The organism is Mesorhizobium sp. P2_E9 (genome assembly GCF_056403815.1).
The window spans coordinates 157,059-178,781 of record NZ_JBFUET010000021.1 but is presented as its reverse complement, the minus strand read 5'-3'; the positions used below and the strand labels follow the sequence as shown (position 1 = coordinate 178,781).

Sequence of the window (21,723 nt, the reverse complement as noted above, 5' to 3'; positions counted from 1 at the left end):
TAGCTAGACGTGCTGGCCGCCATTGATGTGGATTTCCGAGCCCGTCACATAGGACGCCTGCTGCGAGCACAGGAAGAAGATGATGTCGGCAACTTCCGCCGTGGTGCCGAGGCGCCGCAGCGGAATGGTCTCGACGATCTTGTCCGTACCCGGCGACAGGATCGCGGTGTCGATCTCGCCTGGCGCAATGGCGTTGACGCGGATGCCATGCGGACCAAAGTCATGCGCCATTTCGCGCGTCAGCGAGCCGAGTGCCGCCTTCGATGTCGCATAAGCGGTGCCGGCGAAAGGATGCACACGGGTGCCGGCGATCGAGGTGACATTGACGATCGAGCCCTTGGCCGCGGCTAACTCTTTGAACAACCCCCGCGCGAGCATGATCGGCGCGAAGAAATTGACCTGGAACACATCGCGCCAGACATGCATCGGCGTGTCGATCGAGTCCATGCGGCTGTTGCCGTCCTTGAGCTTCGGCGAGATACCCGCATTGTTGACCAGCGCATGCAACTGGCCGCCATGCGCTTCCAGCCTATGGCGGATTTCGGAAACAGCGATGCCGACATCTTCCTGGTCGGCGAGATCGACCTTGATGTGGTCCTCGGGGCCTGCCGGCCACGGGCAATCCTCGGCAAAGGCCTGCCGCGAGCAGGTGATGACGCGCCAACCCTCGCGCGAAAAGCGCTTGACCGTGGCGTGGCCGATGCCGCGGCTGGCGCCGGTCAGCACGATGGTTTTTCTTGTGTCAGTTTCAGCCATGTCGCGGTCTCCGGCCGGAGGTGTAGCCGAACACCGTGGCGCTGGCGAGAGGCGGATTGACGCCGCTCGGGTGACCAATGCATGTCGCCCAAAAGTGACTTCGGTTTTGGGAGAACGACATGTATAAAAACAAAGAGCTAAAGCGCGGCGCGCTTTAGCCTCAGCCGCCGCCCAGAATATCCAGGATCGAGGTCCGCTTCTTCTTGAGCGGACCGCCGACGCTGCCTGGCGGCACCGGATGCCCGACCGAGGCGGTTGTGCCATTGTCCGCAGGCATGTCAAAGCCATCCGCATCGACGGTCTGAGCGGGACGCACCGCGCGGGCCGGCGCTGGCGCCTGGACAACAGGAGCGGCTCGCGGAACTGTCGGCGCCGGCGCCTGCTGGCCAACCGACGCGGACGGAACCGGTGCCGGCTGGTTGTTGTCGACAGAGGGTATGTCGTCGGGGACGATCGTGTCGGCCGGCGTCGATTTCCAGGTTCCGGGAAGCGGCCGCACCGGCACACCTTCGTGCGCGGCGACCATGAATTCGTGCCAGGCCTGCGCCGGCAGCGCGCCGCCGGTGACCTTCTTCATCGCCGTGCCGTCATCATTGCCGAACCACACGCCGGTGGTGAGATTGGCGGTGTAGCCGACGAACCACGCATCGCGCGAATTCTGGCTGGTGCCGGTCTTGCCGGCCGACGGCCAGGCGAAAGCCGCCTTCTTAGCCGAACCGAACTCGACCGTGCCCATCATCATCGAGTTCATCATGCCGACGATCTCGGGTTTGACCACACGGGGCGCGTTGCCGCCGCCGCTGTCATAGAGCACCTTGCCCTCGGCGGTGGTGATGCGGCGGATGAAATGGATGTCCGGTTTGTAGCCGCCATTGGCGAACGGCACATAGGCCGAGGTCAGTTCCAGCGGCGTCACTTCCGAAGTGCCGAGCGCGATCGAGGTATTGGCCTGCAGATCGGACTGGATGCCCATGCGGTGCGCTGCCTCGACGACGGCGGTCGGCCCGACCTCCATGGTCAATTGCGCGGCAACCGAGTTCAGCGACTTGGCCAGCGCCGTCGCCAGCGTCACCTTGCCAAAGTACTTGCCGCCGTAATTGTCGGGTGTCCAATTGCCGATCCTGATCGGCGCATCATTGCGCGTGCTGTCAGGCGTGCGGCCGGCTTCGAGCGCCGCCATGTAGACGAACGGCTTGAATGCCGAGCCCGGCTGGCGGCGCGCTTCCGAGGCGCGGTCGAACTGGCTGGTCGAATAGTCGTAGCCGCCGACCATGGCGCGCACCGCGCCGGAATCGTCGATCGACACCAGCGCACCCTGGGTGACGTTGAGCTTCTTGCCGCTTTCATCGATCAGCCGGCGGATCGACTGTTCGGCAAGCTTCTGCAGGTTGAGGTCGACGGTGGAGTCGATGACGATGTCGCCGCGCACGTCGCCGATCAGGTCGGGCAGTTCTTCCATGATGGTGTCGGCGACATAGTTTTCCGAGCCCGTCCAGTAGGACGGCGAACGCGTCGCCGGAGCACTGAGCGCCGTCTTGAGTTCCTTGTCGCTGATCTTGCCTTCCTCGCGCATGGCGGCGAGCACCAGCTGCGAGCGCTCCTCGGCGGCTTTCGGATCACGCGCCGGCGACAACCGCGACGGGGCCTTCAACAGGCCGGCAAGCAGGGCCGCTTCCGACAGGGTGACGTCGCGCGCGCTCTTGCCGAAATAGCGCCGCGACGCTGCCTCGACACCATAGGCGCCGGAGCCGAAATAGACCCGGTTGAGGTACATTTCGAGGATCTGGTCCTTGGTGTGCTTGTGCTCCAGCCACAGCGCCAGCAGCACCTCCTGCACCTTGCGCTCCAGCGTGCGGTCGGGCTTCAGGAACAGGTTTTTCGCCAATTGCTGCGTCAGCGTCGAGCCGCCTTGCGAGAAATGCCCGCCGGCGAGGTTGGTCACCATGGCGCGCGACAGGCCGATCGGATCGACGCCGAAATGCGAATAGAACCGGCGGTCTTCGATAGCGATGACGGCTTCCGGAATATAGGGCGACATTTCGTGCAGGCCGACAGCCTCGCCGCCGCTCATGCCCCTGTTGGCGAGCAACTGGCCATCGACCGAAACGATCTTGATGTTGGGGGCGCGATCAGGGATCGACCAGGTCGTCGCCGCCGGCATCTTGGCGCCGTAGTAGACGACGACGCCCGCCACCGCGATGCCGCCCCAGATGGCGAGCACGAAGCACCAGTAGAACAGCCGGCCAAGCACGCCGAACAGGCCGCGTCGGCTCCTGCCACGCCCGCCGCGCGACGATTTCGCCTTCGACGATTTGCGCTTTGCGGAGGCTTTGCGGTTGCTGGGCACGACGCGATCCTCCTCGCTCACCGAAAGACCCGGCTGGGATCGCGCCTGTGGCGGTCCCTCGAAACTGGGCTCGATGCGGCTGTCTCTGCGGTTCGCCATGCCTGCGCTTGCTATCCCCGGTGCCTATGGCGCTCCGGTTGCAGAGTAGATGCGGCGATTTAAGGGCGGGTTAAAGCAGGGTTTATGCACCCTTTTGAAATTCCTTACGATTTTCTAAATTCGTTAACGCGCATTGCCGCTGTGTGTTGGCCGGCCGCGTTGAGCTGAAGCGGTCCCGCCGTCCGATGAGCCGATCATCGATGCGAGGGAGAAAAAAGCCAGCGTCTGCTCTTCGCAAGTCATCGCAACGACGCTGTCGGAGCGGTCGATGTCGAGGCCTTTCGGGCCGCCTTCCTCGGGACTAGCCCTGCCGCGCAGGAAGGTTTCCTCGTCGAGCACGGCAACCGAACGCGCCGGCGCGCGATGCCCGTTCCAGTCACCGTCGCCGGCATAGACATGCACCATCCGGCTGCCGGCATCGGCGACGAGGATGTGCCGATCGTCCGCCGTAAAGCGCACACCGTGCGGATAGCCGGCGTGCTGCAGGACGCTGGTCGGTTCGGTGTCGGGCCCAAGCGACGCGGACATAGAGTAGAGCTTCACGTCCTGGGTGCCGTGGCTGCTGACCGCGATCCAGCGGCCGTCATGGCTGAGCGCGATGCCGTCCGGTATATCGAGACCACGCTCCAGCAGCCGCTGGTTGCTCGTCGCGCGATAACCGAGCCACCGGTTGACCACGTGCCTTGTGACCAGATGCGTGTAGTTGTTGCAGACCAGCAGGCTGACACGATCGCGCGACTCGCGCCTGACGGCAATCGAACCCGGCGAATTCAGTTTGAAGGGCCGCCTGCCCTTTATCAGGCGAATGGCTGATATCTCGCGACTCTGGCCGGCCGGCTCTTCGCGCGGCAGGCTGAAGATCGCAACCAACCCGTCGCGGTTGCCGATCGCCAGGGTGCGGTCATCAATGAAATCCAGGCCATGGATTTCGCCCATATTGTCTGACGTCAGCTCCATGAAATCGCGGATCGTTACATCGGGACCACCAGGTCCGCCCCCGATGTCGATGCGCAGGGCCAGCAGGCGCTTGCGCGCATAGCCGGCGATCACCAGCAATCGATTGTCCGGTGAAAAGCGCAGATCCTCGGTGCGTCCGATCGCCGAAAGCGCCGCCCGCACCGCCGCGCTGGCCTTGAAGTTGATCGCGGGGATCATTGGCGACTCAGCCTGGGAATCGAACAACGGAAGGGATCGAGAAATATCCAACTGATCCCGGCTCCTTGAAGACTGTTTGCCCCGCTTTGATGCCCGATCGCCCTCTCGACGGTCAAGCGCAATACAGGATTGTCAGGCTTCAAGGCCTAGAGCCCCGCCGCCTTCGCCAGATAGGGCGCCAGCGCCAACGCGTAGGTCGCCGTCATATGGTGATAGTCGCGCCAGACGATGATGTTGCCGACGACAGCGGCGCATGTTTCCTTGGCACACAAGGCATCGTTCATGTCGACGACACGGACCCCGGGCAATGGCGCGGCGGCAAGCGCAAAGACGTTGCTTGCCTCGACCTGCTTGCGCGCGGTGACGCATTTGTCGGGGTTGGCGGCCAGGCAGTCGCCAGGGTCGAATTTGACGAAGGGTGTGTTGCGGATGGCGATGATCTTCACGCCCGCTCCGTTCAACTCACTCCAGATGCCGCGCAGGCCTTCGATCATCGCCGGCTCCGGCGTGTCGGAATAGCGCGACTGGCTGGTGAACATCAGGTCTGGCCGCAGCTTGCCGATCTCGGCCAGAACATTGTCGCGCCATTGCGCGCAGGCCTCATAGGGTTTGCCGTTGTCCGTCACAGCAGCGCGGGTGAAAGGGCAAGCAGCCTTTGTGAAGGTGACCAGTTTCCATTTGTGGTCCCTGGCGATCTTGTCGATGGCCGGAACCCATTGCGCCGCGTGTGAATCCCCGGTGACCACAATGGTCCGGCCTCCCTGGGGATCGCCAAGCTGGCAGCCCACCGGCTCCGTGCTGTCCTGCTCCTGGTGGCATTTCAGGCGGTAGACGACCGGCACGTCGCGCTTCAATTTGCCAAGCGCCGGCAGCAGCTCGACACCGTCCGGAACCACGGCATTGGCAAGCAGCGCCGCAGGCCCCGGATAGTTCGGGGTTCCGATCAGGCTGATGTCGACGCCTTGACGGTCGAGTGCGTAGCCAAGACCGCCGGACGCTGCGACGCAGACGGCAATCGCAGCCGAACCGTAGGCCAAGGGGCGCCATTCCGTTCGTCCCTGCGGCCGGCGGTACCGCTGTTCGACATAGCGGTATGACAGCTCTGAGATGCCTAGCGTCAGCGCCATCAGTCCAAGCCCCGCAAGAATGCCCACAGCCGGGCGATGTGCGGTGTAGAAGACGATCAACGGCCAGTGCCAGAGATAGATCGAATAGGATCGGTCGCCGACATAGCGCAGGATCGCGACATCGAAGCCGCGGAACCGGCCAAGCCCGATATTCCCGGCGGCTATGACCAGCACGGCCCCCAGCGTCGGCAGCAGAGCGTGGAGGCCTGGAAACGGTGTCGAGGCGGAAAACAAGAATGCCGAAATCACGATACCACCGATGCCTGCCGCCGTCATCGCAAGGCGCCACGGGGCGGTTGGTGAGAACCGTTCGCCAGCCAGCGCCAGCAGCCCGCCCAGCGCCAGTTCCCAAAGGCGCGTATGGGTGACGAAATAGGCCCAGGCGGGGTCGGCTCGGGTCACGACCACCGAAGCCATCAAAGATCCGGCGAAAACAACGGCCAGCGCGACCAGCAATACACCCTTCGGGGGTCGCCCGAGACGCCGCGCGAGCCAGATCGATGCCGCCATCAGCAACGGCCAGACGATATAGAACTGCTCCTCGATCGACAGCGACCAGTAGTGCTGCACCGGGCTCGGCGCTTCCGCCGCACCGAGATAGTCGACCGCCTGCAAGGCGAGCCGCCAGTTCTGCACATAGAGAGCGCTGGCCGCGACTTGGATAGCCGTCTCTTCCCATCGCGCCTTGGACAGAAAGACCAGCGTACCGGCGAGCGTGACGAGAAGAGCCAGGATCGCCGCCGGCAACAGCCGCCGCACCCGCCGCGAATAGAAGCTTATCAGCCAGGCGTGGCCGCCGGCAGTTGCCAGGCGGGCGAGCAGGTCGGTGATGAGAAAGCCGGAGATGACGAAGAACACGTCCACCCCGACATAACCGCCGGGAAGAGCTGTTGGCCAGAGATGGAAACCCACGACGAGGGCGACGGCAACGCCGCGCAGCCCCTGGATTTCGGGGCGCCAGCCATGCTCCTCGCTTTTATCGATCAAGGCCGCCCGCCATCTGCAAATCAAGCGATAAGACGCCGCCCAATCAACGGCAGGCTCAGTTCTGCTGGATCGAAATGCCTTTGTCGTCGATCTTGAGCTCGACACCTTTCGGCTTGGTCTGCTCGCGGTAGACATAGGCGCCAAGCGCGATGACCACGACGACGAGCGCGCCAATGAGGAGATAGAGTGTGTTCTGCTTCATGGCGCGCTCTTTTCGATGTCGAGCCTCAGGCTCGTTTCAGGACCTTGACCAGCACCAAAAGGATGATGGCGCCGATCGTGGCGTGGATGATGGAAGCGAGAATGCCGCCGCCAATGGAGAAGCCGATCCGCGGCAACAGCCAGCCGGCGATGAACGCACCGACGATGCCGACGATGATGTTGCCGATCAGGCCGAAGCCGAAGCCGGAAACGATGAGACCGGCAAGCCAGCCGGCGATGGCACCGATAATAATGAAGACGAGCAGGCTTTCGACGCCCATGGCGATTTTCCTCCGAGCAAGAGGGCGAGTACGGAGCGGAAGGCTCCGAATCGGCCCCGATATCAACGGCTTCAGGCTATTCGAAAGCGGCCTTGCTCGCCAGCGGCGCGCTCACGTCGTCATCGCTTGAGGCTGGCCGCCAGCTGGTCGGCTCGACCTTTTTCTGGGTGTTGCTGTCGATGTAAACCCACCAGCCGCCGTCGCGATGTTGCGCGATGGATTCGTTGACGACGCCGTCGCTGTCCTTCCACATGACGGAGACCTTGGAGCCGTCGGTCGGCGCTGTCGATATCGGCTTGCGATCGGCCATGTCATCCCCCTCTGAAGTGATGCGCTGAGCCGACAAAACGCTACGGCTTGCATCTGGTTCCAAACCGGCCTCAGCAGACCGTCGGCAGGGCCATCAGCTATGAGCGAAGATATCCTCTTCGTCCCAGCCCATCAGGTCAAGCTTCGCCCGCGTCGGCAGGAAGCGGAAGCAGGCGTCGGCTTCCTTTGTCCGCCCATCGCGTGCCAGCCGCCCGGCCAGAACATCGCGCAACCGGTGCATATAGAGCACATCGGAAGCGGCATATTCGAGTTGCTCGGGCGACAGCGTCTCGGCCGCCCAGTCCGACGATTGCTGCGCCTTGGACAGGCCGACGCCGAGAAGCTCGAAGCAGATGTCCTTCAGCCCGTGCCGGTCGGTATAGGTGCGGGTGAGCCGCGAGGCGATCTTGGTGCAGAACACCGGTTCGGGCATCACCCCGAACGCATTGTAGAGCACGGCAAGGTCAAATCGGCCGAAATGGAAGAGCTTCGTCACGTTGCGGTTCTTCAGCAGGCTGACGAGGTTGGGCGCCTTCTTCTGGCCGGGTGCGATCTGGATGACATCGGCGCTGCCGTCGCCAGGCGATATCTGCACCACGCACAACCGGTCGCGATGCGGATTCAGACCAAGCGTCTCGGTGTCGATGGCCACCGCCCCGACATTGTAATGCGTGAGGTCGGGCAGATCATGCTTGTGAAAACGGATATCGGCCATTGTCTTCTCCGGATCGCGGCTTTGCGTTCGTCCTCGCCGCGATCCGGTGAAAAATCAACAGGAAAACGACTTTCCGCCGCTCAGCGCGTCAGTGCATCGAGAATACGCGCCCACGAGCGCTGGCCCTTGTGGAAGGATGAGAGCTCGTATTTCTCGTTGGGCGAGTGGATCCGGTCGTCGTCGAGGCCGAAGCCGACCAGCAAAGATTCCATGCCGAGATAGGTCTGGAAATCACCGACCACGGGAATGGAGCCGCCGCTGCCCGTTGTCACCGCCGGCTTCGGCCATTCGTCCGACAGCGCGTTCTTGGCCTTGGCCAGGAACGGCGAGTCGTAGGAAAGCTGGATTGCCGGCGAGCCGCCATGCGGATGGAATTCGACCGAACAGTCGGCCGGAATGCGCTCCTCGACGAATTTCTGGAAGGCGGCGCGGATCTTGGCTGGATCCTGCTTGTGGACGAGGCGGAACGACACTTTTGCCGAGGCTTCCGCCGCGATCACCGTCTTGAACCCCTTGCCGGTATAGCCGCCGATGATGCCGTTGAACTCAGCTGTCGGCCGCGCCCAGGTCAGCTCCAGCACCGAACGGCCCTTTTCGCCTGACGGGATCGACAGGCCAACGGGTCCAAGGAAGGTCTCGGCCGTCTCGCCCAGCGTCTCCCAGGATTTCAGCACCTGCGTCGGCGTTTCCTCGACACCGTCATAGAAGCCGGGGATGCTGATGTGGCCATCCTTGTCGTGGATGTCGGCCAGCACCTTTGCCAGGACGCGGATCGGGTTGGCGGCGGCACCGCCATAGAGACCCGAATGCAGGTCGCGATCGGCGGCCTTGACCGTGATCTCCTCGCCGACCAGCCCGCGCAGCCCGACGCAGATCGACGGCGTGTCGCGGTCCCACATGCCGGTATCGCAGACCAGTGCGAAATCGGCCTTGAGTTCGTCGGCATTGGCCTCGAGGAATGGCTTCAGCGACGGCGAGCCGGACTCCTCCTCGCCCTCGAACAGGATGGTGACGCGGCATGGCAGATTGCCATGCACCTGCTTCCAGGCGCGGCAAGCCTCGACGAAGGTCATCAACTGACCCTTGTCGTCGGCCGAGCCACGGCCTGATATCACCTTGTGGTCGGGTCCGACCTCCTTCACCGCAGGCGCGAACGGATCGTTTTCCCACAGTTCGATCGGGTCGACCGGCTGCACATCATAGTGGCCATAGAACAGCACATGCGGCGAACCGGCCGGCCCTTCATGATGCGCCACCACCATCGGGTGGCCTGGTGTATCGCGCACGCTGGCATCGAAGCCGATCAGGTTGAGTTCCGCCACCAGCCACTCCGCCGCCTTGCGGCAGTCGGCGGCATAGGCCGGGTCGGTGGAGATCGACTTGATCCTGAGCAGGCCGAATAGGCGCTCCAGGCTCTGGTCGAGATTTTTGTCGAGACGGTCGAGGACGGGGGAAACTGCGGACATTTGGCAAGCCTTTCGATTCAGTGCCGGAACCGTAAAGGCAGAGCGGCGAAACGAAAAGCCCGGGACCATTGGACCAAGGCGCCGGTCGGCTATCCCCGGGCAAAAAAAGACCGCCGTGGTGGAGGGGGAACCACGGCGGTCCTGTACTCGAAACGATGCGGCAGCCCGGAGAGGGGGATAGGCTGCCGCAGTTGTCCGGGATAGGCGGGGGACGGGCCTTGCTCCGGACTCGGCGAAAACTGCCGATGACGTGTATTTGGGTCTCTGAACGTGGCGATTCAAGGGCATCAACGTTACACTTTTGTAACGTGCTCGTGAGCGGGCCTGTATAACCCCGATCTGTCAGGGTGTTGACGGAACCGATACCTGGCGGTGTCTTTGGCATGGACCAAGCCATCGCGCCGCGCTATCCCTGCCGGCATGAAAAAAGGCGATCATCTCTTCCTTATCGACGGTTCCGGCTACATCTTCCGGGCCTACCACGCACTGCCGCCGCTGACCCGCAAGTCCGACGGCCTGCCGGTCGGCGCCGTTTCCGGTTTCTGCAACATGCTGTGGAAGCTGATGCAGGATGCCCGCAACACCGATGTAGGCATTGTGCCGACGCATTTCGCGGTCATTTTCGACTATTCCTCGAAAACCTTCCGCAACGACCTCTACCCCGAATACAAGGCCAACCGTTCGGCGCCACCCGAGGATTTGATCCCGCAATTCGGCCTGATCCGCCAGGCGACCAAGGCGTTCAACCTGCCTTGCATCGAGATCGAAGGTTATGAAGCCGACGACCTCATCGCCACTTATGCCAGGCTGGCCCGCGAAGCTGGCGGCGACACCACCATCATCTCTTCCGACAAGGATTTGATGCAGCTGGTCGGCGACACGGTCGGCATGTACGACCCGATGAAGGACCGTCAGATCGGCATTCCCGAAGTTATCGAGAAATGGGGCGTGCCGCCGGAAAAGATGGTCGATCTGCAGGCGCTGACCGGCGATTCGGTCGACAATGTGCCTGGCGTACCCGGCATCGGGCCGAAGACGGCGGCGCAGCTGCTGGAGCAGTTCGGCGACCTCGACAGGCTGCTGGCCCGCGCCGGCGAGATCAAGCAGGACAAGAGGCGCGAATCGATCATCGCCAACACTGACAAGGCGCTGATCTCGCGCCAATTGGTGACGCTGAAGAACGACGTGCCGGTAACCGACGGGCTGGACGACTTCGTCCTGCATGCCCCGGACGGGCCAAAGCTGATCGGTTTCCTGAAAACCATGGAATTCACCTCGCTGACCCGTCGCGTGGCGGAAGCGACCAGCACCGAGGCCGGCGACGTCCAGGCGGTCGCCGTCACAGTCGAACGCGCCGATAACGCGCACGGCCCCGATGTCGGCGCCGGAGCGCCGGCTCGGACCAGTGCCGAGCCGAGCCAGACCAACGGGGTGGCGACCACCGCAGCGGACACCGCCAAGCAAGGCGACACTCCTTCCCTGCTCTCAGCCCTGCGGCTGGAGCGTGCGGCAACCGGCAAAATCGACACGTCAGCCTATCAATGCATTCGCGATATCGCGACGCTGAAGGCGTGGGTCGCCGAGGCGCGGGAGGCTGGTGTCACCGCCTTCGACGTCAGGGCGACGTCGGGCGATCCGATGCAGGCCGAACTGATCGGCATGGCGATAGCCACGGCGCCCGGCCGCGCCGGCTACATTCCCTTCGCCCACAAGAGCGGCAATGGCGACCTGCTCGGCGGCGGTGCGCTCGAAAACCAGATTCCGCTTCGCGAGGCGCTGGCGGTGCTGAAACCGCTGCTCGAGGACAAGTCGGTCCTCAAGATCGCGCAGAACCTGAAATACGATCTGGTCATCATGAGCCGCTATGGCGTCGATGTCGCGCCGTTCGACGACACCATGCTGATCTCCTACGTGCTCGATGCCGGCACCCCGCATGGTCACGGCATGGACGCGCTGGCCGACAAATGGCTTGGCCATACCCCGCTCGTGCTCAAGGACGTGACCGGCTCCGGCAAGAGCGCCGTCGGTTTCGACCAGGTCGACATCGACAGAGCGACCGCTCATGCCGCCGAGGATGCCGATGTGACCTTGCGGCTCTGGCTGGTGCTGAAACCCCGGCTTGCCGCCAAGGGCCTGGTCTCCGTCTATGAGCGCTTGGAGCGGCCGCTGGTGCCGGTGCTGGCGCGCATGGAGCAACGCGGCATCTCCGTCGACCGGCAGATCCTGTCGCGACTGTCGGGCGAACTGGCGCAAGGTGCTGCCCGGCTCGAAGAGGAAATCTACCAGCTCATCGGCGAGCGCATCAACATCGGCTCGCCCAAGCAGCTCGGCGATATATTGTTCGGCCGCATGGGCCTGCCCGGCGGCTCCAAGACCAAGACCGGGCAATGGTCGACTTCGGCACAACTGCTGGAAGACCTTGCCGCCGAAGGTCATGAACTGCCGCGCAAGATCGTCGACTGGCGCCAGCTGACCAAGCTGAAATCGACCTACACCGATGCGCTGCCGGGCTTCATCCACCCCGACACCAGGCGCGTCCACACCTCCTACGCGCTCGCCGCGACAACGACGGGCCGGCTGTCATCCTCCGACCCGAACCTGCAGAACATTCCGGTGCGCACGTCCGAGGGCCGCAAGATCAGGACGGCCTTCATCGCCGACAAGGGCAACCGGCTGGTTTCGGCCGACTACAGCCAGATCGAACTGCGCGTGCTTGCCCATGTCGCCGAAATCCCGCAATTGCGGCAGGCTTTCGCCGACGGCGCCGACATCCATGCCATCACCGCATCGGAAATGTTCAACGTGCCCGTGGAAGGCATGCCATCGGAAATCCGCCGCCGCGCCAAGGCGATCAATTTCGGCATCATCTACGGCATTTCCGCCTTCGGCCTCGCCAACCAGCTGTCCATCCCGCGCGAGGAGGCCAGCAACTACATCAAGAAATACTTCGAGCGCTTCCCCGGCATCCGCGATTATATCGAGGAGACCAAGGCCTACGCCCGCGAGCACGGCTTCGTCGAAACCATCTTCGGCCGCCGCATCCACTATCCGGACATCCGCTCGTCCAACCCGTCGTTGCGCGCGTTCAACGAGCGCGCCTCGATCAACGCCCGCCTGCAAGGCACCGCCGCCGACATCATCCGCCGCGCCATGGTGCGCATGGAGGAGGCGCTGGACAAGGCAAAGCTGTCGGCCCGCATGCTCTTGCAGGTGCATGACGAACTGATCTTCGAAACGGTCGAGGCGGAGGTCGAGGCGACAATCCCGGTCGTGCGCCATGTCATGGAAAACGCGGCGATGCCGGCGGTATCGATGTCGGTGCCGCTGCACGTCGACGCCCGCGCGGCCAACAACTGGGACGAGGCGCATTAGCGCCAACGCAAGGTGTGTTGAGATTCAGGTCAGGCCGAGTCGAAAACGGTAGGTTCCGAGAACCGGAGCGGAGCGGACTTTTCGTACGTGAGCACCGGAAGCGCAGGAAGCTGCCGTTTGCAGGCCGGCATCACCTGAATATCAATACACCTTAAGCTGCCTCGGCCCGGCACTTCGCACACGTCCCGCGAAATTCGATCACCGCCTTCTTGGCGGCGAAACCGGTGGAGCGCACCCATTCGTCAAGCTGGTGGCCGACGTCGTGATCGGACATTTCGGTCACTTGCCCGCATGTGTCGCAGATGGCGAAAGCGGTCATCGAATGGCTGTGGTCATGCGGCTCGGCGCAAGCGACGAAGGAGTTGATGCTTTCCAGCCGGTGCACGAAGCCGGATTTTACCAGCGTGTCGAGCGCGCGGTAGACCTGTAGCGGCGCGCGAAAACCGCGCTCGCGCAACTGGTCAAGCAAGGTGTAGGCGCTAAGCGGCCCGCTGGCGGCCTCGAGCTTCTCGAGTACGCACACCTGGTTTTTCGTCAGCACATCCCTTGCCGCCATGGTCTCGTTCCAACTTGTCCTGCGCCATCCCAGGCTGTTTGCCCGTGCAAACGGCCTGATCCCATTCAGATAGCGACGAACCGCCGTCTTTGCTACTGTTCTGTTGTTGTCCCGGGCCAATCGATCACGTGCGGGCATATTTGATGACGGAGCGATATTCAAAATACTGACAAAATCCTCGACGAGGATAGTTTCGCTTGGGAAATTCGATCGGGCTTGGGGAAGCAGTATGATCAAATTGACACGCCGGACGCTGCTGGTCGGCACGTCGGCGCTAATGGCGGCCGGTGCTGTATCGTTCCGGGCACTGGCGGCATCGCGCACCTACCATGCGCTGCTGGTGGCCTGTACCGAATATCCCGCTCTGCCGCAAAGGAACTGGCTTATCGGGCCGAAGAACGATGCCGGCCTGGTGCACGAGTATTTGCTGAAGAACGTGCCGGACCCGGTTAGGTTCGCGCCTGAAAACGTCACGCTGCTCGCCAAGGACGTGCCTGGCGCCAATGGCTTGCCGACCCATGCTGCGATCAAGGCCGCCTTGGCCGACCTCGCCGCCAAGGTTCAGCGCGACGATTTCGTCTACCTGCATCTGTCCGGCCACGGCGCGCAGCAGCCGGAGAGGGTCAAGGGCGACGAGACCGACGGGCTCGACGAGATTTTCCTGCCCGTCGATATCGAGAAATGGATCAACCGCGATGCCGGCGTGCCGAACGCACTGGTCGACAACGAAATCGGCGACGCGCTCGACGCCATCCGCAACAAGGGCGCCTTCGTCTGGGCTGTGTTCGACTGCTGCCATTCCGGCACCGCCACCCGCGCCGTCGAAGTCGACGACGAGCTGGAACGCAAGGTTGAATTCGCCGACCTGGTCGGCGGCGACGAGGCGGCAAGAGCGGCGGCCATCAAGACCTATGAGGACACTGTCGCAAGCGCCTCGAGTGGCCTCGACGAGAATGGCGCGCGCAAGCCCGCCTTCAACCTGACGCCGACCGGCGGCGAGCCGATCACCAAGGGCAAACTGGTCGCCTTCTACGCCGCTCAGACGGTGGAGACGACGCCGGAGATGCCGCTGCCCAAGGGCACGACGGACGCCCCACGCTTCGGCCTGTTCACCTTCACCATCCTGTCGAAACTGGCCGAGAACCCCAGCGTCACCTATCGCCAGCTTGGTCAGGCCGTGCTGCAGCAATATTCGGCCGACAGCCGAACCCGGCCGACGCCGCTGTTCGAGGGCGAACTCGACGCGCGCGTCTTCGGCACCGACAAGACCGACGCGGTCATGCAGTGGCCCATAGTCGTCAAGGACGGCGAGGCGACGATCGGCGCCGGCCTGCTGCATCGCCTGACGCCGGGCAGCAAGCTCGCCATCCTGCCGTCGGCGCTGTCGCCGCTGTCCGACGCGGTCGGTTATCTCGAGGTGGAGTCGGCAAAAAACCTGGAAAGCCACGTCAAACCGGTCGAGTTCGAGAAGAAACCGGCACTCAAACTGGCCGACATTCCCGCCAACGCCTATGCGCGGGTGGCGGAGATCGCTGTCGACTACAAGCTCACCGTCGCACGGCCGGCCGCAACGAAGGGACTGGAGAAGGAAGCGGCTCTGGTCAATTCGGTCCTCGACGAACTGGCCGCGGCCAAGGAGACCGGCTTCAACATCGAGCTGGTTGATCCCGGCAAAAGCGCCGAGCTGCGCTTCGCGGTGATGCGCGAGAACGCCATTGAAGGCGCCGCCAAGGACGCGTCCGACAAGCCGGCGCTGTGGTTCCTGCCGGCATCGGGCGACGTGACCTTGAAGGACGGCGGCAAGCCGCCGCTGATCATCATCCATCCGGACGATCGCCAGAAGCTGGTCGACGCAACGACCAGGAATTTGCGCACCATCTTCCGGGCCACCGGGCTGTCGCGGCTGGCGGCGGCCTCCGACTACAAGCCCGAGGATGTCGACGTCCAGTTCCAGGTCAAGCGCCGCGACAAGGATGGGCTTGAGCCGTTGCAGGCCTCGGTGGTGCCGCGCGCCTCGCCGGGCGATGAGGTGCATGTGCTGGCCAAGAACAGTTCGGACCAGCTGGTCGACATCAACGTGCTCTATGTCGGCAGCGACTATTCGATCACCCACATCGTCGCCGAGCGCCTCGCCCCGCAGGCGACGCTCGAGGAAGGGCTGCTCGCCTTCACCGACACCAGCTTCGGCATGGAGCGGATGATCGCGGTGCTGACCGAGGCGCCACCGGAGAGCGAGAAGGAAGATCTGAGCTTCCTGGCGCAGGACGGCGTCGCCTCGATGACGCGTGGCCTCGGCCCCGCCAGCTTCTCCGACATGCTTGCCGATATCGGCGCGGCGCCGCCGACCCGCTCGGTGATGCGGCTTGCCGACAAGAGCGGCCCGAAGGGCGCGGTGATGATCTTCCCGATGGAGACGGTGCCGCGCGCCTGAGTTTCGGCGCCGGGCCAGACCGCCCGGTATAGCCGGCTCTTGCGCGATTGGCGCGATATGAGAACATCCCCAGCCGCAGCCAAGGGCCCAGCGGCTGATGCAGCAGATAGGATCGATTGTGAAGAAGTCTTTATTCTCCTGGCGTGGAACGGTTGCCGGACTTGCCGGCGGCCTGTTGCTGATTGCCAATGCCTCGGCGCAGGACAGCTGTGGGCTCTGCGCCAAGCAAGTGATCATCAATTCGGAACTGGCAACGTGCTTCCTCGATCAATATGACCAGTTCGCCAAAACCAGCAGTGACGCGGTGGTGGTCGATCTCTCAAGCTGCGCCTCGCGCGGCGTGGTCGAGGCATTGCCCTCACCGAACAAGACGCCTGTGGAACCGGACGTGCAGTTCATGGTTTCGCACCCGCAGCTGCAGTGCCTCAAAAAACAGCTGGAGACGCCGGGCATCGTGCTTGATCCCTCCGCCACCATCGAACTGGACAGCTGCAAATGAAGAAGCCGGGGGGCACGACAAAGCAGGCGCCGGTGGCCGCGGCCGCCAAGGCGCCGGCGGCAAAGCAGACGCTGCCGGAAACCACCGAGGGTTTCCCCTGGCCAAGCAGCCATGAGATCAAGAAGGAGAGCAATCCCTTCACCGATCGCGACTGGCGCATGCTCGTCTATGCCTGGTCGGGCATGCTGGTGCGTTTCGCCATCATCTTCACCCTGGCATTCTCGGTCTACCAGTTCCTCGCCAACCAGGAGCAGAAGCGCGTCGAGCAGACCATGTCACTGGTCGAGCTTTGGGAAACCAAGGACTACCAGCAGGCGCAGCGGGCGCTGAAAGATCGGCTCGCGGCCCTCAATGCCAAATACGACAATCTGCTCAGCGCCAATCCTTCGCCGACCGAGGAGCAAGTTTTTCGGCAGCGCATCGGCATCGAGGCAATGACCGCCGCTGGCGGCGACATGCCGCTCGCCGATTTCAACGAGAATTTCGACCGCATCGTCTATTTCCTCAACCGCCTGGCCTTCTGCGTCGATGGCGACCTGTGTTCGCGCAAGGTGACCGACGCCTATTTCCGCGACTACGCCGTCTCGTTCTGGAGTTATTTTGCCGGCTATGTCGACAAGCAGCGCAAAGCTGGTTCGCCGACTTTCGCCACGGCGATCGAAGCCTATGTGCGTAACGGGCAACCGGCGGCCGAAGCCAAATAGCGATGGGAAAGGCCGGGATCCGCGTTCGCATCGTGCGCGCCTGCCGCTGGCTCGCCATGGCTGGAGCGTTGGTCACGGCCTCGGTCGCCCGCGCCGAGGACGCCCCGGATTTCCATCTCGATCTCGACACCGGCGGCCATACCGCCCGGATTGCCGACCTCGCCTTCACACCCGATGGCGAGGATATCGTCTCGGCATCCGACGACAAGACCATCCGCATCTGGGACTGGCAGAGCGGCGTAACGCTGCGCACCATACGCGGCTATCTCGGCAATGGCAGCGACGGCAAGGTCTTCGCGGTTGCGGTTTCGCCGGATGGCAAGACGATCGCCGCCGGCGGCTATTTCGGCGCCAGTCTCGGCGACAAGCCGCCCTATGGCGACATCAGGCTGTTCGATTTCGCCAGCGGCAAGATCAAGGCCGTGCTTGAGGCCGCCGACTACGCGACCTATGATCTCGCCTTTTCTCCCGATGGCAAGACGCTTGCCGCCGGCGGTGCCGACGGCGTCGTCTATCTGTGGAAACAGGACGACAAGGCCGCGTCAGGCTGGACGCTGGACGAGAAGCTCGACGCCGATTCCTGGCACATCGACAAGCTGGCCTTCGCCGCTGCGGGAACCCGGCTGGCGGCGACCACGACCGACAACGGCATCCGGCTCTGGGATGTGGCCAAGGGCGAGGAGATCGCCTTGCCGGCAGAGGCCGAGCCCTTGCGGGACATCAGCGTCATGGCGCTGGCCATCTCGCAGGACGGCAGCCTGTTTGCCACCGGCAGCAAGGACGGCCAGGTCCAGCTCTGGCGCGCGGTGGACGGCACGCTGGTGCGCGCCATGCCGAGGCAGGATTTCCTCATCGGCTCGCTGACCTTCGCCAAGGGATCACGGCTGATCGCTTCCTGCGGCTATCGCTGCGCCGACAAGCACCGCTCCATCGTCTGGAACACCGACAGCGGCGATAAGCTGCTCGACTATGCCGGCCATGACGGCACGGTCTATGCCAGCGCCGCCAATGCCGACGGCTCGCTGGTGGCGACCGCCGGCGGCACCCGCAACGCTATCCAGGTCTGGGACCCGGCGACGGGGGAACGCAAGGCCCTGCTGCAGGGGGTGGGGGAGCCGGTGACTGCCATCGGCATCGACGCGGCGAACGGCATCATCGCCTGGAGCAATGCCAACCCCTGTCCCGAGCGCGTGGCTTGCCCGGAACATATGGGTGCTCTGGACAAGAGGCTGGAGCTGCCCACCACCGAGCGGTTCTTCGAGGATCCGCAGCCGTTGACGGAGCCGGGCTCGTTTGCCCGCGCCGCGCTGAGCGACGGCGAGTGGTCGCTGCACGCCACTCAAGGCGGCAAGGACGCACTGGAAAACGCGGTGCTGGAGATCGCCAATGGCGGCAAGGTGGTGCGCTCGATCGAGAACGATGCCACCAACGGCTTTGTCCATTCCGCCTTCACGCTCATCGACAACGGGCTTGGCCTGATCACCGGCGGCAATGACGGCACGCTGCTGGAATACAAGGCCGCGACCGCCAGGGTTTTCGGCGAATTCACCGGCCATACCGGCGAAATCAACGCAATGGTCGCTTCCGAGAAGGCCGGCCTGCTGGTCACCGGAAGCGCCGACCAGACAGTGAGGCTGTGGAACCTGAAGACGCACGAGCTGATCGTGTCGATGTTCTTTGCCGGCTCGCAATGGATCGCCTGGATGCCGCAGGGCTACTATTATTCCTCCGATGAGGGCGACAAGCTGATCGGCTGGCAGGTCAACCAGGGCCGCGACCATGAAGGCCGCTTCATCCGTGCCGGCCAGCTGAAGAAATACCTCTGGAGCCCGGAAATGGTGCGCCGCGCCATCATCCTGCGCAGCGCCAAACAGGCGGTCAAGGAGATGCGGCCGGGCGTCGACAATGAGTTGCAGAAGCTGTTGCAGCGCAAGCCGCCGGAATTCGGCATCCGCCTCGCCGACGACCAGAGCAAGGTCCGCGACGGCTATGTCGCCGTCGAGATCACAGGCGCCAAGGAAGCCGGCACCGATGTCGCCGGCTTCTCGATCCTGTCGAACAGCCGCAATGTCGGCGACATTGCCACTCGTTCGGCGGACGGCAACAATACCATCGTCGAAGTGCCGGTCGAGGATGGCCAAAACACCATCCGCATCACCGGCACCAATGAATATGGTTATCTGACCGAGCGCAGCGTGACGGCACTGGCGAGGAAGGTCGAGAAGGCCGAGGCCAAGGGCAAGCTCTATGTCGCTGTCATCGGCGTCGACAAATATCCGTTCCTTAGCGATGCCTGCTCCGGCCACGCCTGCGACCTGCGTTACCCCGTCGACGATGCCACCGAATTCCTCAAAGTGATCGCGCAGAAATCGGCGCCACTGTTCTCATCGATGGAGACGCTGGTTCTGGTCAACCGCGAGGCGCTCGACGAAAGCCCCGACAAGGCGCAGCAGACCTACACGGTCGCCAGCGCCGACAACATCATGGAACCGGACTCGCACACGATCGACGACCAACTCGCCGATTTCCTCGACAGGCCCGGCGAGCACGACACCACCATCATCTTCGTCGCCGGCCATGGCATCAACATAGACGAGGACTACTATTTCATCCCGACCGATGGCCGCAAACAGGATGCCGATCGCTGGAAGCGCTCCTCGCTTGTCGACTGGGGTGATATCCAGAAATCGGTCGAGCGGGCCAAGGGCATGCGCTTCATGCTGCTCGACACCTGCCATGCCGCCAACGCCTTCAATCCGCGCCTGGAAAAGGACGCGCAGGACGCGCGCATCGTCGTGTTCTCCGCCACCGCCGCCAACAACACCGCCGCCGAACTGCCCGAACTCGGCCACGGTGTCTTCACCTATTCGATCCTGGAAGGCCTGCGCGGCAAGGCGAGAACCTCGGATGGCGGCGTCACGCTGTTCGGGCTCGCCGATTTCATTTCGCGTGAAGTGGTGCGGCTGACATCGTCGAAGCAGAAACCGTTCTACTATGTCGGCGGGGTGGAGAACATTGTGTTGGCCGAGCCGTGATCGCTCGTTTGCTGACTATTGTCGTATGTTCTCTGATTGTCAGCGGAGCGGTACAGGCCGCCCCTATCGTCTGCCCGCCCGGCACCGAGAACTTCCCGCCCTTCTACGACGACGCGACGCTGTTCAAGAATGCCATCGCCAGCGTCGCCGATGTCCAGCCATCCAACCAGCGGCTGACCGGTATCACCGTGCCGCATCATCTGCTGGCCGCCGACCTCGTGGCACTCGGCTTCCGCGCGGCATCCGGCTTCCGCTACAAGCGCATCGTCATCCTGTCGCCGGACCATTTCCACAAGACGCACAAGCTCTACGCCACCACGGCGCGCGGCTTCGACACGGTGCTTGGCCCGGTTACAGCCGACACCGATGCCGTGCGCCTTCTGGAGGCACATGGAGACATGGTCGAAGAATCCTGCCTGTTCGACAAGGAGCACGGCGTGCGTGCCATGCTGCCTTTCCTCCACCACTATTTCCCCGAGGCGAAAATCGTGCCGATAGCGATGTCGGTGAAGGCGAAGCGCGGCGACTGGGACAGGCTGGCAGAGGCGCTCAAACCGATCGTCGACCAGGACACGCTGATCGTCGAATCCACCGACTTTTCGCATTATTTGCCGCAGCATGATTCCAGGCGTTTCGACCAGCAGACGCTAAACATGCTGGCCGCCGGATCGCTCGATGGCATAGCGGCCCTGCGCCAGCCCGATCATGCTGATTCCGTCGGCGCGCTCTACATCCAGACCAGGCTGCAGCGCGAATTGTTCGGCGCCCAGCCGCTGGTCGTCGCCAATGAGAACTCGCAGGAGCACACATCCGACTATGTCGAGCGGACCACCAGCTATGTCGTGGCGCTGTTCGGTGCCTTCGGTCCCGGCTTCAACAACCCGGCACGGACCAAGGACAGGATCTACTATCTCGCCGGCGATGTGAATTTCGGCCGCGCCATGAAGAAAATCCTGGTCCGCGACGGCGTTGCCGACAAGATCGTCGACAGCATCCTGGCGCTGACCGGATCGCGGCCGCTGATCGTCAATCTCGAAGGCGTCATCCTGCCCAATGTGCCGGAAGCGATCGACGATATGACGCTGGCCATGCCGGAAGACCTCGCTGCCAGCATGCTGAAGCGGCTGCATGTCGCCGGCGTCGGCCTCGCCAACAATCACGCTCATGATCTCGGCCCGTCTGGCTATGCCGAGACGCTGCGCGCGCTGGACGAGGCAGGCATCGCGCATTTCGGCCAGGGCGAGACGCTGGCGCTTGCCGATCTCGATCTCGTCGGCCTGACCGACATCGACACCAACGGCTCCAAGAACACCGACCTGTTGACCCCTGCCTTGCTCGACCGGTTGCTGCATGAGAATGCGCAGCGGCCGGTGGTCGCCTTCGTCCATTGGGGCCGCGAGTACAAGACCGAGCCGTCGCCGCGTGAAGACATGCTGGCTGACCAGATGCGGCTGCGTGGCGTCTCGGCGATTGTCGGCGGCCATCCGCATGTGTCGAGCGAGGCGATCGTCCCGCTTGCCGGCGGCGATGTGGCGGAGGTCTATTCGCTCGGCAATTTTTTATTCGACCAGAGTGCCGAACGCTCGTCAGGATCGATGCTGGAACTGCGCGTCTTCGCCCAAGGCACGATCTTTATCAGGCTCATTCCGCTGCCCAACTATTTCGAGATGGGACGGAAGTAGG

16 protein-coding genes are annotated in these 21,723 nt (G+C 63.4%); 6 read left to right on the top strand and 10 right to left on the bottom strand.

Going from position 1 to position 21,723, the window contains the following annotated elements; translation table 11 throughout:
- Positions 1 to 3: 3 nt before the first annotated feature.
- The 9 genes from AC1D05_RS31095 to AC1D05_RS31055 form a co-directional block, all read right to left on the bottom strand.
- A complete protein-coding gene (locus AC1D05_RS31095; protein WP_477446137.1) occupies positions 4 to 756 on the bottom strand; it encodes an SDR family NAD(P)-dependent oxidoreductase in 753 nt (250 codons plus the stop codon).
- 160 nt (positions 757 to 916) lie between these two features.
- Complete coding sequence (locus AC1D05_RS31090; RefSeq protein ID WP_477446135.1) at positions 917 to 3,202, bottom strand: transglycosylase domain-containing protein; 2,286 nt, start codon at positions 3,200 to 3,202, stop codon at positions 917 to 919.
- Between the two features lie 123 nt (positions 3,203 to 3,325).
- Positions 3,326 to 4,357, bottom strand: a complete 1,032-nt coding sequence (locus AC1D05_RS31085) for a WD40 repeat domain-containing protein (protein ID WP_477446133.1) — start codon at positions 4,355 to 4,357, stop codon at positions 3,326 to 3,328.
- A gap of 146 nt (positions 4,358 to 4,503) precedes the next feature.
- Positions 4,504 to 6,471, bottom strand: coding sequence for an acyltransferase family protein (locus tag AC1D05_RS31080; protein WP_477446131.1), 1,968 nt, complete (start codon positions 6,469 to 6,471; stop codon positions 4,504 to 4,506).
- Between the two features lie 55 nt (positions 6,472 to 6,526).
- Positions 6,527 to 6,673, bottom strand: a complete 147-nt coding sequence (locus AC1D05_RS31075) for a hypothetical protein (protein ID WP_027031097.1) — start codon at positions 6,671 to 6,673, stop codon at positions 6,527 to 6,529.
- Between the two features lie 25 nt (positions 6,674 to 6,698).
- The gene (locus AC1D05_RS31070) at positions 6,699 to 6,953 is read right to left on the bottom strand and encodes a GlsB/YeaQ/YmgE family stress response membrane protein (protein ID WP_095199549.1); all 255 of its coding nucleotides are present in this window, start codon (positions 6,951 to 6,953) and stop codon (positions 6,699 to 6,701) included.
- 76 nt (positions 6,954 to 7,029) lie between these two features.
- Entirely contained in the window at positions 7,030 to 7,263 is a 234-nt protein-coding gene (locus AC1D05_RS31065) for a hypothetical protein (protein WP_477446129.1), read from the bottom strand.
- A 93-nt stretch (positions 7,264 to 7,356) separates the two neighbouring features.
- Complete coding sequence (locus AC1D05_RS31060; protein ID WP_477446127.1) at positions 7,357 to 7,977, bottom strand: ribonuclease D; 621 nt, start codon at positions 7,975 to 7,977, stop codon at positions 7,357 to 7,359.
- An 80-nt stretch (positions 7,978 to 8,057) separates the two neighbouring features.
- Positions 8,058 to 9,443, bottom strand: a complete 1,386-nt coding sequence (locus AC1D05_RS31055) for a M20/M25/M40 family metallo-hydrolase (RefSeq protein WP_477446125.1) — start codon at positions 9,441 to 9,443, stop codon at positions 8,058 to 8,060.
- Between the two features lie 420 nt (positions 9,444 to 9,863).
- On the opposite strand from AC1D05_RS31055, the gene polA reads away from it, so the two are divergent.
- Positions 9,864 to 12,815, top strand: coding sequence for a DNA polymerase I (polA, locus tag AC1D05_RS31050; protein ID WP_477446123.1), 2,952 nt, complete (start codon positions 9,864 to 9,866; stop codon positions 12,813 to 12,815).
- Positions 12,816 to 12,966: 151 nt separating this feature from the next.
- Here the strand turns inward: polA and AC1D05_RS31045 are convergent, their stop codons facing one another.
- A complete protein-coding gene (locus AC1D05_RS31045) occupies positions 12,967 to 13,371 on the bottom strand; it encodes a Fur family transcriptional regulator (RefSeq protein ID WP_477446121.1) in 405 nt (134 codons plus the stop codon).
- Positions 13,372 to 13,600: 229 nt separating this feature from the next.
- Between AC1D05_RS31045 and AC1D05_RS31040 the strand changes: the two genes are divergently transcribed.
- The 5 genes from AC1D05_RS31040 to amrB all read left to right on the top strand — a co-directional run bounded on the left by AC1D05_RS31040 (position 13,601) and on the right by amrB (position 21,722).
- A complete protein-coding gene (locus AC1D05_RS31040; protein ID WP_477446119.1) occupies positions 13,601 to 15,802 on the top strand; it encodes a caspase family protein in 2,202 nt (733 codons plus the stop codon).
- A 175-nt stretch (positions 15,803 to 15,977) separates the two neighbouring features.
- On the top strand, positions 15,978 to 16,301 hold the full coding sequence (locus AC1D05_RS31035) for a hypothetical protein (RefSeq protein WP_477446117.1): 324 nt from the start codon (positions 15,978 to 15,980) through the stop codon (positions 16,299 to 16,301).
- On the top strand, positions 16,298 to 17,005 hold the full coding sequence (locus AC1D05_RS31030) for a DUF4760 domain-containing protein (RefSeq protein WP_477446115.1): 708 nt from the start codon (positions 16,298 to 16,300) through the stop codon (positions 17,003 to 17,005). The genes AC1D05_RS31035 and AC1D05_RS31030 overlap by 4 nt, the downstream gene beginning before the upstream one ends.
- A 2-nt stretch (positions 17,006 to 17,007) precedes the next feature.
- Positions 17,008 to 20,040: a caspase family protein gene (locus tag AC1D05_RS31025; RefSeq protein WP_477446113.1), complete on the top strand. Its 3,033-nt coding sequence runs from the start codon at positions 17,008 to 17,010 to the stop codon at positions 20,038 to 20,040.
- Positions 20,037 to 21,722 carry an AmmeMemoRadiSam system protein B gene (gene amrB / locus AC1D05_RS31020; RefSeq protein WP_477446111.1) on the top strand — a complete coding sequence of 562 codons (1,686 nt, stop codon included), beginning with the start codon at positions 20,037 to 20,039 and terminating at the stop codon, positions 21,720 to 21,722. The genes AC1D05_RS31025 and amrB overlap by 4 nt, the downstream gene beginning before the upstream one ends.
- Position 21,723: the final 1 nt, after the last annotated feature.

Coding starts and splice junctions, on each gene's coding strand:
- AC1D05_RS31095 (WP_477446137.1), bottom strand. CDS start 756: ATGGCTGAAACTGACACAAGAAAAACCATCGTGCTGACCGGCGCCAGC.
- AC1D05_RS31090 (WP_477446135.1), bottom strand. CDS start 3,202: ATGGCGAACCGCAGAGACAGCCGCATCGAGCCCAGTTTCGAGGGACCG.
- AC1D05_RS31085 (WP_477446133.1), bottom strand. CDS start 4,357: ATGATCCCCGCGATCAACTTCAAGGCCAGCGCGGCGGTGCGGGCGGCG.
- AC1D05_RS31075 (WP_027031097.1), bottom strand. CDS start 6,673: ATGAAGCAGAACACACTCTATCTCCTCATTGGCGCGCTCGTCGTCGTG.
- AC1D05_RS31070 (WP_095199549.1), bottom strand. CDS start 6,953: ATGGGCGTCGAAAGCCTGCTCGTCTTCATTATTATCGGTGCCATCGCC.
- AC1D05_RS31065 (WP_477446129.1), bottom strand. CDS start 7,263: ATGGCCGATCGCAAGCCGATATCGACAGCGCCGACCGACGGCTCCAAG.
- AC1D05_RS31060 (WP_477446127.1), bottom strand. CDS start 7,977: ATGGCCGATATCCGTTTTCACAAGCATGATCTGCCCGACCTCACGCAT.
- AC1D05_RS31055 (WP_477446125.1), bottom strand. CDS start 9,443: ATGTCCGCAGTTTCCCCCGTCCTCGACCGTCTCGACAAAAATCTCGAC.
- polA (WP_477446123.1), top strand. CDS start 9,864: ATGAAAAAAGGCGATCATCTCTTCCTTATCGACGGTTCCGGCTACATC.
- AC1D05_RS31045 (WP_477446121.1), bottom strand. CDS start 13,371: ATGGCGGCAAGGGATGTGCTGACGAAAAACCAGGTGTGCGTACTCGAG.
- AC1D05_RS31040 (WP_477446119.1), top strand. CDS start 13,601: ATGATCAAATTGACACGCCGGACGCTGCTGGTCGGCACGTCGGCGCTA.
- AC1D05_RS31030 (WP_477446115.1), top strand. CDS start 16,298: ATGAAGAAGCCGGGGGGCACGACAAAGCAGGCGCCGGTGGCCGCGGCC.
- AC1D05_RS31025 (WP_477446113.1), top strand. CDS start 17,008: ATGGGAAAGGCCGGGATCCGCGTTCGCATCGTGCGCGCCTGCCGCTGG.